The organism is Arthrobacter sp. PsM3, from assembly GCF_030433895.1.
Taxonomy (GTDB): Bacteria; Actinomycetota; Actinomycetes; order Actinomycetales; family Micrococcaceae; genus Arthrobacter.
This window is the reverse complement of record NZ_JARUXE010000040.1, coordinates 21,132-36,069: the sequence shown is the minus strand read 5'-3', so window position 1 is coordinate 36,069 and position 14,938 is coordinate 21,132. Positions and strand designations below refer to the sequence as shown.

At 67.7% G+C, this 14,938-nt stretch carries 13 protein-coding genes; 9 read left to right on the top strand and 4 right to left on the bottom strand.

The genetic code is table 11. The annotated features are described in order from the left end of the window. Positions 1-38: 38 nt before the first annotated feature. Positions 39-944, bottom strand: coding sequence for a phosphoserine phosphatase SerB (serB, locus tag QCD75_RS18025; RefSeq protein WP_301230784.1), 906 nt, complete (start codon positions 942-944; stop codon positions 39-41). Positions 945-1,089: 145 nt separating this feature from the next. Between serB and QCD75_RS18020 the strand changes: the two genes are divergently transcribed. From QCD75_RS18020 to QCD75_RS18000, 5 genes are all read left to right on the top strand, one after another. Next, the gene (locus QCD75_RS18020; RefSeq protein WP_301230783.1) at positions 1,090-1,875 is read left to right on the top strand and encodes an ABC transporter ATP-binding protein; all 786 of its coding nucleotides are present in this window, start codon (positions 1,090-1,092) and stop codon (positions 1,873-1,875) included. Positions 1,876-1,893: 18 nt separating this feature from the next. After that, complete coding sequence (locus QCD75_RS18015; protein WP_301230782.1) at positions 1,894-2,679, top strand: sulfite exporter TauE/SafE family protein; 786 nt, start codon at positions 1,894-1,896, stop codon at positions 2,677-2,679. A gap of 83 nt (positions 2,680-2,762) precedes the next feature. Continuing rightward, a complete protein-coding gene (locus QCD75_RS18010; protein WP_301230781.1) occupies positions 2,763-3,572 on the top strand; it encodes a TrmH family RNA methyltransferase in 810 nt (269 codons plus the stop codon). A 135-nt stretch (positions 3,573-3,707) separates the two neighbouring features. Continuing rightward, the gene (locus QCD75_RS18005) at positions 3,708-3,965 is read left to right on the top strand and encodes a type B 50S ribosomal protein L31 (protein ID WP_024365679.1); all 258 of its coding nucleotides are present in this window, start codon (positions 3,708-3,710) and stop codon (positions 3,963-3,965) included. A 123-nt stretch (positions 3,966-4,088) separates the two neighbouring features. After that, positions 4,089-5,195 carry a lipoate--protein ligase family protein gene (locus tag QCD75_RS18000; RefSeq protein ID WP_301230780.1) on the top strand — a complete coding sequence of 369 codons (1,107 nt, stop codon included), beginning with the start codon at positions 4,089-4,091 and terminating at the stop codon, positions 5,193-5,195. Between the two features lie 7 nt (positions 5,196-5,202). On the opposite strand, the gene pepN is transcribed toward QCD75_RS18000, so the two are convergent. After that, positions 5,203-7,800, bottom strand: coding sequence for an aminopeptidase N (gene pepN, locus QCD75_RS17995; RefSeq protein WP_301230779.1), 2,598 nt, complete (start codon positions 7,798-7,800; stop codon positions 5,203-5,205). Between the two features lie 4 nt (positions 7,801-7,804). Further along, the gene (locus QCD75_RS17990; protein WP_441005515.1) at positions 7,805-8,773 is read right to left on the bottom strand and encodes a YeiH family protein; all 969 of its coding nucleotides are present in this window, start codon (positions 8,771-8,773) and stop codon (positions 7,805-7,807) included. A 239-nt stretch (positions 8,774-9,012) separates the two neighbouring features. Here QCD75_RS17990 and QCD75_RS17985 point away from each other — a divergent pair, with 239 nt between their 5' ends. The 3 genes from QCD75_RS17985 (at position 9,013) to QCD75_RS17975 (ending at position 12,419) form a co-directional block, all read left to right on the top strand. Beyond that, positions 9,013-10,569 carry a circularly permuted type 2 ATP-grasp protein gene (locus tag QCD75_RS17985; RefSeq protein WP_301230787.1) on the top strand — a complete coding sequence of 519 codons (1,557 nt, stop codon included), beginning with the start codon at positions 9,013-9,015 and terminating at the stop codon, positions 10,567-10,569. 75 nt (positions 10,570-10,644) lie between these two features. Further along, a complete protein-coding gene (locus QCD75_RS17980) occupies positions 10,645-11,571 on the top strand; it encodes an alpha-E domain-containing protein (RefSeq protein WP_301230777.1) in 927 nt (308 codons plus the stop codon). Then, positions 11,568-12,419 (top strand): transglutaminase family protein, encoded by an 852-nt coding sequence (locus QCD75_RS17975; RefSeq protein ID WP_301230776.1) that lies wholly within the window; start codon positions 11,568-11,570, stop codon positions 12,417-12,419. The genes QCD75_RS17980 and QCD75_RS17975 overlap by 4 nt, the downstream gene beginning before the upstream one ends. A gap of 114 nt (positions 12,420-12,533) precedes the next feature. On the opposite strand, the gene QCD75_RS17970 is transcribed toward QCD75_RS17975, so the two are convergent. After that, the gene (locus tag QCD75_RS17970) at positions 12,534-13,034 is read right to left on the bottom strand and encodes a pyridoxamine 5'-phosphate oxidase family protein (protein ID WP_301230775.1); all 501 of its coding nucleotides are present in this window, start codon (positions 13,032-13,034) and stop codon (positions 12,534-12,536) included. Between the two features lie 170 nt (positions 13,035-13,204). Between QCD75_RS17970 and QCD75_RS17965 the strand changes: the two genes are divergently transcribed. After that, a complete protein-coding gene (locus tag QCD75_RS17965; RefSeq protein ID WP_441005514.1) occupies positions 13,205-14,905 on the top strand; it encodes a GAF domain-containing protein in 1,701 nt (566 codons plus the stop codon). The last annotated feature ends 33 nt before the right edge of the window (positions 14,906-14,938 follow it).

Here is a 14,938-nt window from a genome sequence, read left to right as displayed (position 1 = left end):
GGGGGGGGCCCCCCGCCCCTTCCGTGTGATGCCTCGCCTCAGACGCCGGCGATGTACCGGACGGCGTCGAGGTACGGCAGGTTCACTGCGGCATCCGCGACCGCGCGGACAGCAGGCTTGGCGTTGAACGCCACGCCGATCCCCGCCGCACCGAGCATGTCCAGATCGTTGGCGCCGTCGCCCACAGCAATCGTGTGCTCCATCGGGATGCCTTCCCTGGCGGCCCACTCTCGCAGGTACTTCTCCTTCGCCGCCCGGTCAACGACCTCGCCGATGACCTTTCCGGTCAGTGCGCCGTCGACGATTTCGAGTTCGTTGGCGACCCAGTACTTGAGTCCCAGGCCCTCCGCGATCGGGCGCAGGATCTGGTTGAAGCCGCCGGAGACCACGGCCACCACATGCCCGGCCGCCTGGAAGGCGGCCACGAGCTCCGCCGCACCGAGACTCAATTTCACTTCGGCACGGACGGAATCGACGACGTCGGCCGGCAGCCCGGCGAGCACGGCCACCCGCGCATGCAGGCTCTGGGCGAAGTCCAGCTCCCCGCGCATGGCGGCCTCAGTCACGGCCGTCACCTCTTCACGTTTGCCCGCATAGGCGGCAAGGAGCTCTATCACTTCCTGCTGGATCAGGGTGGAGTCCACGTCCATGATGAGGAACTTCCGCTGCGCACTGCGCAGGGCGGCCGGCACAATTGCCGTGTCCACTCCGGCCGGGCTCTGGGCTGCCGCCCTCCGGCGCAGTTCGGCCAGCGCCGCCGCGTGATCCGGGGTGGAGTCCGGGTCAAAGCTGCCGTCAGCGGTGTAGACCTCGAAGCGGGCGTCTCCCGTGCGGGCTTCTGCCTCCAGCGCCAGTCCCGCTGCGTTGAGCAGCGACCGCAGCTGCTGCACCTCGGGAAGGGTCAGTTTCGGGGCATAGCTCACTGCAGTCACGTTCAGGGTCATGGGTGCAATCCTAGCGATCCGGCCAAGGAGGCCCCGAATTCGTTGCGCTCCGGTGACACACCCGGCGGCCGGTCAGCATGAACCCGGCCACGCTCCTGGGTTCCGGTTATCAGTCGTCCGCTGTTTTGTCCTAGTGTCTACTCCTATGAGTGATGTTCTTGAATTGGCCGCGGTCAGCGTTGTACGTGGGGCAAAGACGCTCCTGAACAAGGTCGACTGGCAGGTCCGGGAAGGCGAGCGTTGGGTGATCCTGGGTCCCAACGGTGCCGGCAAGACCACTCTGCTGCAGGTGGCAGCCGCGCGGATCCACCCGACAAGCGGGATGGCGGGCATCCTGGAGGAGATTCTCGGCGCCGTCGACGTCTTCGAACTCCGGCCGCGGATCGGCCTGTCCTCGGCCGCGCTGGCCAACCAGATCCCGGAACACGAAAAGGTCCTCAACGTCGTCGTGACGGCAGCGTATGGCGTCACCGGGCGCTGGCGTGAGGGCTATGAAAAGGACGACGAACGCCGCGCCTTCGCCCTGCTGAACGAGTGGGGCATGGGACCGCTGCTCAACCGGCCGTTTGCCTCGCTCTCCGAGGGGGAGCGCAAGCGCGTCCAGATCGCCCGGGCCCTGATGACGGATCCCGAGCTCCTGCTCCTCGACGAACCCGCCGCCGGACTCGATCTGGGCGGCCGCGAGGACCTCGTGCACCGGCTCAGTGAACTCGCCCGCGACGAGGCCGCCCCGGCCATCGTCCTGGTCACCCACCACCTCGAAGAGGTCCCGCCGGGATTCACCCACGCCATGCTGCTGCGCGACGGCGGCGTGGTCGCCCAGGGCCCGATCGAAAATGTCCTCACCGCCGGGAACCTGAGCGAGACCTTCGGGCTGCCGCTGGATGTCAGCGTCAGCGCCGGCCGGTACACGGCCACCGCGCGCCGTTGAGCCGGCCGCTGACCGCGCATGGAGTTCCTCAATAGCGTCCTCATTTTCTTCGCCGGGCTCTGGGCCGGCACCATCAACAGTGTGGTCGGTTCCGGGACCCTGGTGACCTTCCCGGTGCTGATCGCCCTCGGCTACGCGCCGGTCACCGCGTCGATCAGCAACGCGATGGGCCTCGTGGCCGGGAACGCCGCCGGCGCCTGGGGCTACCGCAAGGAACTGACCGGACGCGGCAAGCAACTGCTCAAGCTGCTGCCCGCCTCGCTGCTCGGTGGCATCACCGGCGCCTACCTGCTGCTGCACCTCCCCGAAAAGGTCTTCCACTACGCCGCCCCCGTCCTGATCGTGCTCGCACTGCTCATGGTGGCCTTCCAGCCCCGCCTGCAGCAGTGGGTCCGGAACCGGGAGCAGAACCCCGAGCACGCCATCCGCGACCGCCGCCACGGCATCATCCTCGTGGTCCTCGTGTACCTGGCCGGGGTGTACGGCGGCTACTTCGTCGCGGCGCAGGGCATCCTGCTGGTCGGGATCCTGGGCATCTTCATGACGGGGACCATCCAGAACGCCAACGCCATGAAGAACATCCTGGTCCTGGGCGTGAACGTCGTCGCCGCCGCCTCCTACCTGCTCTTCGCGTTCGGCCGGATCGACTGGGCCGTCGTCGGGCTGATCGCGGTGAGCTCGCTGATCGGCGGCGTGGTCGGCTCCAAGGTCGGCCGCCGGCTGTCCCCGGTAGTCCTGCGGGGTGTCATCTTCGTCCTGGGCCTCGTCGCCCTGGGGTTCATGATCGCCAACCTGTTCAAGTGACCCGTTCCGGCGACCTGTTCCGGCGACCTGTTCCAATGACCCGTTTTAATGACCGCCCCCTCTCCCGCTGAAATGACCCGTCCGTGACCTTCCACCGCCTTGACTCCGCCGACGACCCCCGGGTCTCCGACTACACCCGGCTGACCGACGTGCACCTGCGCAAACTCCGGGAACCCGCCGAGGGCATGTACATCGCCGAGTCCTCCCGGGTGCTGCGGCGCGCCCTTGCCGCAGGACACCGGCCGCGCTCCTTCTTTCTCGCGGAAAAATGGCTTGAGGACCTCGCCGACGTCTTTGAGCAGTTCCCGGAGGTCCCCGCGTACATCGGTTCCGCCGCGCTGCTGGAGGACATCACCGGCTTCCATCTGCACCGCGGCGCCATGGCGGCGATGCAGCGGCCGGAACCTGTGCCGCTGCCCGAGCTTCTCGCCGGGGCACGCCGGGTCGCCGTCCTGGAGGACATCGTGGACCACACCAACGTCGGCGCGATATTCCGCTCCGCCGCGGCACTGGGCGTGGACGCAGTCCTCGTCTCGCCGCGCTGCGGGGATCCGCTGTACCGGCGCAGCGTCCGGGTCAGCATGGGGACGGTGTTCCAGGTGCCATGGGCCCGGCTGGAGGATTGGCCGGCCGCCCTGCAGCTGCTCCGCGGGCACGGCTTCACGGTGGCCGCCATGGAGCTCACGGACGACGCCGTGGACCTCGATGAGCTGGCGGCCCGCCGGCCGGAGAAGCTCGCACTCGTGCTCGGCACCGAGGGCGCCGGGATGAGCGCGGCCACCCTCGCCGCCGTCGACCTCGCAGTGAAGATCCCCATGCGTGCCGGCGTTGACTCGCTCAACGTCGCCGCGGCGTCCGCCGTCGCCTTCTGGGAGTTGCGCCCCCGCGACTGACCGCGCCGATGCTCAGGCGGCGGGGGCGCCGGCTTTCCGCTATGATTGATAGCTGGCCGTCCGGTGCATTCCGCCGGCCATCCCATTCATACCTGGCAACTGGCAAAATCCAGTTGTGCGAACAAAGGTCCAATTATGAAGTCTGATACTCACCCGAAGTACGAAGCTGTTGTTTTCAACGACCTGGCTTCCGGCGTCAAGTTCCTGACCAAGTCCACCGTGTCTTCCAAGAAGACCATCGAGTGGGAAGACGGAAACACCTACCCGGTCATCGACGTCGAAATCTCCTCCGAGTCCCACCCGTTCTACACGGGCAAGCAGCGCATCATGGACTCTGCAGGCCGCGTCGAGCGCTTCAACGCTCGCTTCAAGGGCTTCGGCGGCAAGAAGTAACTTCTTCTCCCCAAGGTCTTTTGGAAAAGCCCGCACCGGTGACGGTGCGGGCTTTTTGCGTCCTGCGCTGAACCGCCCCGTGCGGCAACTCCGGCGCGGCCGGTGCGTGGCAGGATTAAGGGCATGACATCCTTTCCCCCGGTCCCCGGCTCCAGCAGCACTGACGACGGCGGCGCCCGCCACCACGGGGAGTACAAGGTTCCCGGCGGGAAACTCGTCGTCGCCGATCTCGACGTCGTCGACGGTGTGCTCGCGAACGTCTCTCTCAGCGGGGACTTCTTCCTCGAGCCGGACGAGGCACTGCCGGAGATCAACCGGGCGCTCACGGGCCTCCCGGCGGACGCCGCCGCCGCGGATCTGTCCGCCGCAGTGTCAGCGGCCCTGCCCGCCAACACCGTCCTGTTCGGATTTTCGGCCGACGCCGTGGCGGTCACCGTCCGGCGCGCCCTGGTGAAGGCCACCGGCTGGGCAGACCACCACTGGAACATCATCGCGCCCTCCGTGCTGCCCACCCACGTGAACGTCGCCCTGGACGAGGTCCTGACTGAGGAGGTCGGCGCGGGGCGCCGCAACCCCACCCTGCGCTTCTGGGACTGGGAGGAACCGTCAGTGGTGATCGGCAGCTTCCAGTCCGTCCGCAATGAGCTGGACCCCGCCGGCGTCGAACGCCACGGCATCAGCGTGGTCCGCCGGATCAGCGGCGGGGGAGCGATGTTCATGGAGGCCGGTAACTGCATCACCTATTCGCTGTACCTGCCGCAGACCCTGGTGGATGGCCTCAGTTTCGCCGACTCCTACGGCTTCCTGGACGCCTGGGTGATGGCGGCCCTCGAGAAGATGGGGATCAACGCCTTTTACGTGCCGCTCAATGACATCGCCACGGAGCAGGGCAAGATTGGCGGCGCCGCGCAGAAGCGGCTGGCGAACGGCGGCATGCTGCACCACGTGACCATGAGCTACGACATCGACGCGGACAAGATGGTGGAGGTCCTGCGGATCGGCAAGGAGAAGCTCTCGGACAAGGGAACCCGTAGCGCCAAGAAGCGGGTGGATCCGCTGCGGCGCCAGACCGGACTGGCCCGGGCCGAGATCGTTGCGGCCATGATGGAGGTCTTCGCTGAACGCTATGCGGCGACGCCCTCGGAACTGACCGAGGCTGAGCTCGCCGCCGCCCACCTCCGGGTCACGGCCAAGTTCGGCACGCCGGAGTGGCTGCACCGGGTGCCCTGAAGACCGCCTACCGGGCCTGCGCCTTCAGGGCGCGATGCAGGTGGCTGCGCTGTTCGATGATGATGCGGCGCAGCGCCCGCGGGGCCTCCGGATGCCCGGCCAGCCAGTGGTCCGTCCGTACGATCACGGGGTGCGTCTGAGGGCTGTCGCCGTCCAGGTCCTGCCCTGCCGGGTAGAGCCCGCGGACGATCCGGCTGGCGATTTCGATGCTGCGCCCGGCCCACACCTCTTCCAGGCACTCGAAATAGGGCTCAATGAATCCACGCAGCAGCGGGGCCGGTCCCGTGTTGAAACCGGCGATCGTGGCGCTGAGCAGCTGGTTGGACAGCGAGGTGCCGTGAACCGCCTCCTGCCAGGCTGCTTCCTTGACGGCCGAATCGGGGCGGGCAGCGAGGGCGGTGGCATGCCCGGATTTGCCGGCCGCGGTGTTGTCGCGGAGCAGCTCCGCATCAAGCTCCGCAACGCTGGCCTTCCCGTTGGCGGCCAGGGCGTGCCAGAGGTTCCAGCGGAGCTCGGCGTCCACGGAGAGGCCCGCAACGACGGTGCTGCCGTCCAGGAGGCCGCGGAGGAGGACCAGCTGGCTGCCGTCGAAGCGGCTGCTTGCGGCGACCGTGCGCGCCCACGCCAGCTGCTGGTCGGAGCCCGGTGCGGCCCGGTGGAACTCGTCGGCCGCGAGGGACAGGAAGCCCAGGCGGACGTCGGCCCTAACGGCCAGGGGCACGTAGCGTTCGATCGCGGTGGATGCGTTGCCCAGGACGTTCAGCAGCACGCCGATGCCGGATTCCGTGGGGCCGAAAAGCTGGACGGCGTCGACGTAGCGGGCAGCCGGTGAGGCGGCGTCCCGGGCCGAATCCCAGAGTGCGGTCCAGCACAGGGCCCGCGCCATCGGATCGCTGAGCGCGCCAAGGGAGCTCCGCACTGTGGCTTCCGAGCGGGGGTCCAGCCGGACCTTGGCGTAGCTGAGGTCATCGTCGTTGACCAGCATCAGGGCAGGCCGGGCCTTGCCGGACAGGGCGGGCACCTCGGTCCGTGCCCCGCTGATGTCGGTCTCGATGCTGTCGGTGCGGACCAGGGCCCCGGCGTCGTGCTCGTAGAGGCCGATCCGCAGCCGGTGCGGCCGCGGCTCCTGCCGGCCCGTCGTCGGGTCCTCTGCATCCTGGATGACGGTGACCGTGCCGAGGACGCCGTCGCGCTCCTCGATCTCGCTGCTGAGAGTGGAGATGCCGGAGGTCTGCAGCCACTGGCGCGCCCAGTCCGCGAGGTCCCGGCCGGAGGCGGCGCTGAGCGCGGCCAAAAGGTCAGCCAGCGTGGTGTTGCCGTAGGCGTGGTCCTTGAAGTACTGGCGCGAGCCGGCAATGAAGGCCTCGAAGCCCACGTAGGCGACGAGCTGCTTGAGGACCGAGGCGCCCTTGGCGTACGTGATGCCGTCGAAGTTCTGTTTGGCGGCCTCAAGGTCGGGAATGTCGGCGACGATCGGGTGCGTGGTCGGCAGCTGGTCCTGCATGTAGGCCCAGGCCTTGCGGTTGTTGGCGAAGTTCACCCACGCCGTCGCCCAGTCCGTGGTGCGGTCCACGCCGAGGGTCCCCATGTAGTCCGCGAAGGATTCCTTGAGCCACAGATCGTCCCACCACTGCATGGTGACGAGGTCGCCGAACCACATGTGGGCCATCTCGTGCAGCAGGGTGTTGGCGCGGGCCTGGTACTGCGAATCTGCTGCGCGGGAGGTGAAGACGTAGCTTTCCGTGAAGGTCATCAGCCCGGGGTTCTCCATGGCGCCGAGGTTGTATTCGGGCACGAAGGCCTGGTCGTATTTGCCCCACGGGTAGGGGAAGCCGAAGAGTTCGTTGAAGAAGTCCAGGCCGTTCCGGGTGAGGGTGAAGAGTGCGTCGGGGTCGAAGGACGGCGCCATCGAGGCGCGGCAGTAGAGGGCCAGCGGGACCTCCAGCCGGGTGCCGTCCTCGAGCGTCGTGCTCCAGGAGTCCTCGGCCTTGAAATACGGGCCGGCCAGCACCGTCGTGATGTATGTGGACATGGCCTTGGTGGGGGCAAAGTCCCAGCGGCTAGTGTCCGGGTCGCTGGTGAGGAGCGTGCACCGGGTTTCGATGCCGTTTGAGGACACCTGCCAGGCCGAGGGTGCCGTGACGTGGAAGGTGAATTCCGCTTTGAGGTCGGGCTGTTCGAAATTGGCGAAGACCCGGCGGGCGTCGGCGGGCTCGTACTGGGTGTACAGGTAGCACTGGCTGTCGGCGGGGTCGAAGAAGCGGTGCATGCCTTCCCCGGAAGTGCTGTACAGCGCGGTGCCGGTGACCGTGACCTCGTTCTCCGTCTGGAGCCCGTCGAGCCGGATCCGTGAACCATCCATGACGTCGGCGACGGCGAGTTCCTTGCCGTTGAGGATGACGCTGTGCACGTCACTGCTGATGAAGTCCAGGAACGTCGCGGACCCGGGTTCGCCGGCGGAGAAGTTGATGACGCTGCGGCTCGTGTAACCGGCGACCTCCGGATCCGCCGCCTGCCGGACGTCCAGGGAGACGTCGTAGCTGTGGGTGGTGATCAGGGCTGAGCGGGTAGCGGCTTCATCGCGGCGCAGGTTCTGGTTCGACACCCCGCTATCTAACCATGAGGAACGCAGCGCCCAGCCCCAGCCCGGCGATCAGCAGCCAGGACGCGAGCGCCGCCAGGAGCGCGCGCGCTCCGGTGTGCAGCAGCTGGCCCACCCGTACCGCCGAGCCGAGCCCAAACAGCGCCATCCCCAGCAGAATGTCCTGCAGCACGGCAGCGGCGTCGAGGACAGCGGGGGAGAGCCAGCCGGTGGTCCGCAGGGCTGCCAGCGCGACGAAGCCGAGCACAAACAACGGGACGAGGGGCGGCCGCTTCAGTCCGTCGCCGGCATCGGCGCTGCTGCGGTGGTGCAGGGCTGCCGCGGCGACGATGGGCGCCAGCAAGATCACCCGGGTGAGTTTCACGACGACGGCGACCGCCAGCGCCGTAGCCCCCGCGGTCTGCGCGGTGGCCACCACCTGACCGACGTCGTGGACGGAGGCGCCGGCCCAGGCACCAAACACTTCGGGGCTGAGCCCCAGCGGACGGATGAGCAGCGGCAGCACCCCGATGGCGAGGGTGCCGCACAGGGTCACGAGGGCCACCGGGAGCACGGTGTCGGGCTGCCGGATCCGGCGCACCGCGGCCATCGCCCCGATGGCTGAGGCCCCACAGATGGAAAAGCCGGTGGCAATCAGCAGCGAGACCGGCGGGGGCAGGCGGAAAAGCCTGCTGATCCCGTAGGTTCCGGCGAAAGCGGCCAGGACCACCCCGGTGATGAGCAGCAGCGCGGCCCAGCCGAGACCGAGCACATCCACGAGACTGACCTTCAGCCCCAGCACCACGATCCCGGCGCGCATCAGGTGCTTGCCGGCGAAATCCAGGCCCGCCCGGCCCTTTCCTGCGGTCCAGCCGGCCAGCCCCGGGACATTGGCGGCGAGGAGCCCGGATGCCACCGCCAGCGTCATGGCCGGAAGTACGGGAATCAGGGAGTGGACGGCAAGGGCCAGCACGACGGCGGCTGCGGCGGCCATCATGCCAGGCAGCAGACCCGGCAGCGGCCTGCCGCCGGACAGCGGCTTAAAAGTAAACGGGGGCACGCCACTACCTTGCCGCAAGGGCCCGGAAAAGCCGCCACCGCCGCGGCGGCCGGCAGCTCCTACGCACTGCCCCGCACCCCTGCGACCGGCAGCGGACGTTGCCGGCAGCCCGCAGCCGCCACGCTGCCGGGCGTTCCGAAATGATTTCGCAACAAAAAGGTGGTTGTCTAGTGAGCATGTCTGACCTATTCCAGGATTACTCCGTGGCCGCCGAACGTTCCGGCGCCTACGATGAGATGTTTACCCCCGGGCAACAAGCCCGGAAGTCGTACGGGCAGGTTGCCGGGGCGCTGAGTGAACTCTCGCTTGCTGATGTCACCGCCCGCGCCGATTCGATGGCCCGGACCTTCCTGGACCGGGGTGTGACCTTCGACTTCGCGGGGGAGGAGCGGCCCTTCCCGCTCGATATCGTGCCCCGGGTTATCCCGGCCGATGAGTGGACGGTGCTGGAAAAGGGGGTGGCGCAGCGCGTCCGGGCGCTCGAGGCATTCCTCAACGATGTCTACGACAAGATGACCGTCGTGACCGACGGTGTCATCCCGCGCCAGCTGGTCACCACCAGCGCCCACTTCCACCGCCAGGTCCACGGCTTCGAGCCGGCAGGGGGGGTCCGCGTCCATATTTCCGGGATCGACGTCGTCCGCGACGCCGCGGGGACCTTCCGCGTCCTGGAGGACAACGTCCGCGTCCCCTCCGGCGTCAGCTACGTCCTGGAGAACCGCCGGGCGATGGCCAAGGGTCTGCCCGAGGCCTTCGGCCAGCAGCTCATCCGGCCGGTCGAAGAGTACCCCCGCCGCCTGCTGTCCGCCCTGCGCAAGACGGCACCGTCCGGCGTCGACGACCCCACCGTGGTGGTCCTGACCCCGGGCGTCTTCAACAGCGCCTACTTCGAGCACACCCTGCTCGCCGGCCTGATGGGCGTGGAACTCGTCGAAGGGCGCGACCTCATCTGCCGCGGCAACCGCGTCTACATGCGCACCACCGCCGGGGAACAGCGCGTGGACGTGATCTACAAACGCATCGACGACGAGTTCCTGGATCCGCTGCAGTTCCGGGCCGACTCCATGCTCGGCTGCCCGGGGCTGGTCAACGCCGCCCGGGCCGGGGGAGTCACCATCGCCAATGCCGTGGGCAACGGCGTCGCCGACGACAAGCTGGTCTACAGCTACGTCCCGGACCTGATCCGCTACTACCTCAACGAAGAACCCGTGATCGCCAACGTGGACACCTTCCGGCTGGAAGAAAAAGAGGCCCGGGAAGAGGTCCTGGACCGCCTGGCCGAACTCGTGGTCAAGCCTGTGGACGGTTCCGGCGGGAAGGGCCTAGTGATTGGCCCGGACGCGACCAAGGACGAGCTCGAGGCCCTGCGCAAGCGCGTCATCGCGGACCCCCGCGGCTGGATCGCGCAGCCGGTCCTGCAGCTGTCCACGGTTCCCACGCTTAGCGGCGACAGGTTCGGCCCGCGCCACGTGGACCTGCGCCCCTTCGCGGTCAACGACGGCGACGACGTCTGGGTCCTGCCCGGAGGCCTGACCCGGGTGGCGCTCAAGGAGGGCTCACTGATCGTGAACTCCAGCCAGGGCGGCGGCTCCAAGGACACCTGGGTCCTTGCAGATTCCCCGCAGGTCCCGGTGGAGGTCCTTCCGCGTCCGGCCATCACGGTCCGCGAACGCGTCTCTGTCTGGCCTGTGGAAAGCAACTGGCGCGACAGCCAGAAGGAGCAGCAGCAATGAGCCGCGGCACCACGTCCTGCACTTATCCGCTGACAAGCTTTTTTCAGATTTCCCATGCGCTGGAGGTAACCGCGAATGCTTAGCCGTATCGCCGAGTCACTGTTTTGGATCGGCCGCTATGTGGAACGGGCTGACGGCACCGCCCGCATCCTCGATGTCCACCTGGAGCGGCTCAACCACCTGCCGATGGAGGAACAGCGCAGCGTGGCGCAGGAACTCCTGGCCGTCATGGGCGCCCGGGCGCAGAGCGAGGAGTTTGGCCTCCCCGAACTGCTCAACGCCCTCGCCTATGACAAGCAGAGCGCCACGTCCATTGCCGGTTCCCTCGGTGCGGCGCGGGAGAACGCCCGCCGCGCCCGCGAAACCGTGTCCTCCGGGCTCTGGGAAAGCCTGAACACGACGTACTACGGGCTGAACCAGCACCGCAAGGACGTCGTCGGCACCTACCGTTTCTGCAACTGGGTGCTGGAGCGGACGGCCATGGTCAGCGGCCTCGCGGACACCACCGTGAGCCACGATGAGAGCTGGCAGTTCCTGGTCCTGGGCCGCTCGCTGGAACGCGCAGACATGACCGCGCGGATGCTCTCCACCCGGGACGTGCTCTCCGCCGGCATGTCCTGGGTGAACATGCTCCGCTGCGCCGGCGCGTACGAATCGTTCCTGCGGACTCGCCGCGCGGCCTTCGGCGACCAGCACGCCGCCGAGTTCCTGCTGCTGGACCGGTTGTTCCCGCGGTCCATCGTGTACGCGCTGCGGGATGCCGACGAGTGCCTCGCCATGCTGGACCCCTCGGCCCAGCGCGTCGGGTTCATCAACGACGCCCGGCGGATCGTCGGCCAGGCCCGCACCTTCCTCGAGTTCCACCGCACCGACGACCTGATGTCCGAACTGCCGGAGCACATGGAACGCGTGCAGAAGGCTGTCTCGCAGGCCTCGGACGCCATTTCCCGTAAGTACTTCAATCAGGCAGATGAACTCGCCTGGGTGGGAGAAGTTTCATGACCAGGCTGAGCATCATTCACAAGACGGCGTACAAGTACAACAAGCGCGTCACGCTCTCCTACAACGAGGCCCGCATGACCCCGCTGACGGATCCCCAGCAGGTGGTCCTGGAGTCGTCCCTGAAGGTCTCGCCGTCGCAGGCCGCCCTGAGCAGCTACCGGGACTACTGGGGCACCCGCGTCACGGCCTTCGACATGCAGATGCCGCACGAGTACCTCGAGGTCCTGACCACCACCACCGTCGAGGTGCACCGGGCGGAACGGATCCCGGCGGAGGCGGACATCGTCGGCTGGGACGTCCTCGACGCCCCGGAAACCCTGAACAAGTTCAGCGACTGGATTCCGCAGTCGCAGCTCACCGGCCCCGGCACGGAAGTGCTCGGGATCGTTCCCGGCGTCGTCGCGGGACGCAACCCGCATGAGGCCGCCATGGCGGTCTTTGAGTGGATGCGCGGCGAAATGACCTACATGAAGGGCTCCACCGGTGTCACCACCAACGCCGAGGAAGCCTGGAACCAGCGCCAGGGCGTCTGCCAGGACCTGGCGCACCTCGCCATCGGCGCGCTGCGCAGCCGGGGCATCCCGGCCCGCTATGTGTCCGGTTACCTGCACCCGCGGTCGACGGCGGACCTCGGCGAGACGGTCGCCGGGCAGTCACACGCGTGGCTGGAATGGTGGGACGGCGAATGGCGCAGCTGGGACCCCACCAACCACAAACCGGCCGGCGACTTCCATGTGACCGTCGCCAGGGGCCGTGACTACCGCGACGTGCCCCCGCTGAAGGGGATCCTGTCCGGCGGAGGCGGTTCCGCCCTCAGCGTGAGCGTGGAAATCACCCGGCTGGCCTGATTGCCGGCGCACAGCCCGGTCCCGCCGATGCGCTGTCAGTTGTCGCTGTCCTGAACCCTCTTCTGAGGTCTCAGGGGAACGCAGTCTGATAGCGCATCGGGGTTTTCGCTGAGGTTATTCGAGTCCCGAGCGGGTGGCGTCATCCAGGGGCGTCCACCAGGTCAGCGGCGGGACCACCTTGAACCGGCGCCCGGTGACGGTTTCGGGGGTAATCCTGACGAAGTGCTCCTTCTTGCCCGCCTGCCAGGGGAACAACAGGAGCCCCACGGTCTCGAGGACCTCCTGCTGGTTCTGCACCGGTGCGGCCTGTCCCTTGATCACCACGCTCCAGGCAATACCGCTGTCCGCGTCCACACCGTCTGCCTCCACGGCCACCGGAGTGTCGCCGGTGGCCGCCTGGAGCTTCGTGCCATCCGCCGTGCGGAACACTAGGGAACCGTGGTCCACCTTGTAGTTGATCGGGAAGATGTCGGGGTGGTCGTCCACCCACACCGCGAGCCGGCCCACGGAGACGCTGCGTAACAGCCGCCAGCATTCGTGGTGCTCAAGGTTCTCAACTTCATGTGGCCGCTGGTTCTTCTGGGGGTGTGCGCCCTGGTTCGGATCAGTACTCATGGGGCCGAGCCTACGCCAAGCCCGTGGCGCCTTGGTAGGGCAGAAGGTCACAATCCAAGGCAATATGGTCCCCCGTCTAAGGTCTTTGCAGCCGGTACGGGGTATTCTGGCAAGACAATCGTCAGTGTCGACGATCGTTGTGTCCGTAGTATCGAATTGGGGCCATGAGCATGCATTCAATGCAGGAACGTCCGGACCAGACCGAAAATGAGCCGCAGCACAAGATCGACAGTGTGCTTAAGGGTTTCGTCTCCAGGGCCGAGGAACTGCTCCAGTCCCAGGAGCGAATGGCGGGGTTGCTCGAAGCGGTCGTCGCTGTCGCTGAGGATCTCAGCCTCGACGCCGTCCTGGAACGCGTTGTGCAGTCCGCCTGCCGGCTGCTCCATGCCCGCTTCGGCGCCTTGGGCGTGATTGGTGATGACCGGGCGCTCAGCCACTTCATCACGGTCGGCATCGACGAACAGCTGGCGCACCGGATCGGGCCGCTGCCAACCGGCCACGGCGTCCTGGGCCTGCTGATTTCCGACCCCCGCTCGCTCCGGCTCCATGACCTGCGCACACATGCGGAGTCCTACGGCTTCCCGGCGAACCACCCACCCATGAAGTCCTTCCTCGGCGTCCCTGTGCGCGTCCGGGACGTGGTCTTCGGCAACCTCTACCTGACGGAGAAGGAAGACGGCAGCGACTTCACCGCCGAGGACGAGGGGCTGGCCGTGGCCCTGGCGGCCGCCGCGGGGGTTGCCATTGAAAACGCCCGCCTCTACGACGATGCCCGCCGCCGCGCACGCTGGCTGGAAGCGTGCATGGACGTCTCGGGACTGATGCTCAGCGGCGACCGCGACTACACCTCCGGCGGCCTGGATCCCATCGCAAGCCGGGCGTTGCAGGAGTCAGCCTCCCAGCTGGCATTGCTGGTGGCGCCGGCCGGAGACGGAGCCGGACATGTTGTCATCGGCGCCGCCGGCAAGCTCAGTTCCCAGTTCTCCGGGCGGTCGCTGGCGCTGGACTCACCCGTACTTCAAAGTGTCCTGGACGGCGGCGAGCCGGTGGTCCTGGATAGCGCCTCGGCCCTGTTCGGGGAGATCGACGGCGGGATCACCGGACCGCTGCTGGCGGTGGCGCTGAGCACCCAGGGCGCGGATCACGGGCTCCTGCTGCTCGTCCGGGAGCCGGACGCGCTCCGCTACGCGCGGACGGACATCGAAATGGGCGCCGTCTTCGGTTCGCATGTGGCCCTCGCCCTGGAACTCGCCCGGGTCCACCGGCTCCGCGAGGAACTGCTCGTGTTCACGGACCGGGACAGGATCGCCCGCGACCTGCATGACCTCGTGATCCAGCGGCTGTTCGCGGCGGGGCTGAGTGTCCAGAGCCTGACCCGCTTCACCAAGGACGAGCTGGCCACCGAACGGATCCGCAATATCACCGGCGAGCTGGACGAGGCGATCCGGAGCCTGCGAGACACCATCTACTCGCTCAAGAGCAGCAGCGGCGAAACGGAACTGCTCAGCGGCCGGATCCGGCGGGTGACCCGCAGCTCAGCGAAGTCCATGCCGTTCACTCCGCGGCTGATCATTACCGGACCGGTGGACGCCGTCACCCCGGACAAGGCGGACAATGTGGTGGCCGTGGTTTCGGAAGGCCTCAGCAACGCCATCCGCCATTCCGGCGCGGACGCCATCTCGGTGTCGGTGGGCGTGGTGAAGGGCAAAGTGACCGTGGTCATCACCGACAACGGGGCAGGCTTCGCCGAACCGGAGAAGCGAAGGGGACTGGCCAACCTGGAGGACCGCGCCCGCATGCTGGACGGGGAATGCACCATCACCAGTGCCCCCGACGCCGGCACGAGCCTCGAGTGGTCCGTGCCGCTTTAGCAGCAGAACGCCTCCGCGGCCCGGGACGGACGC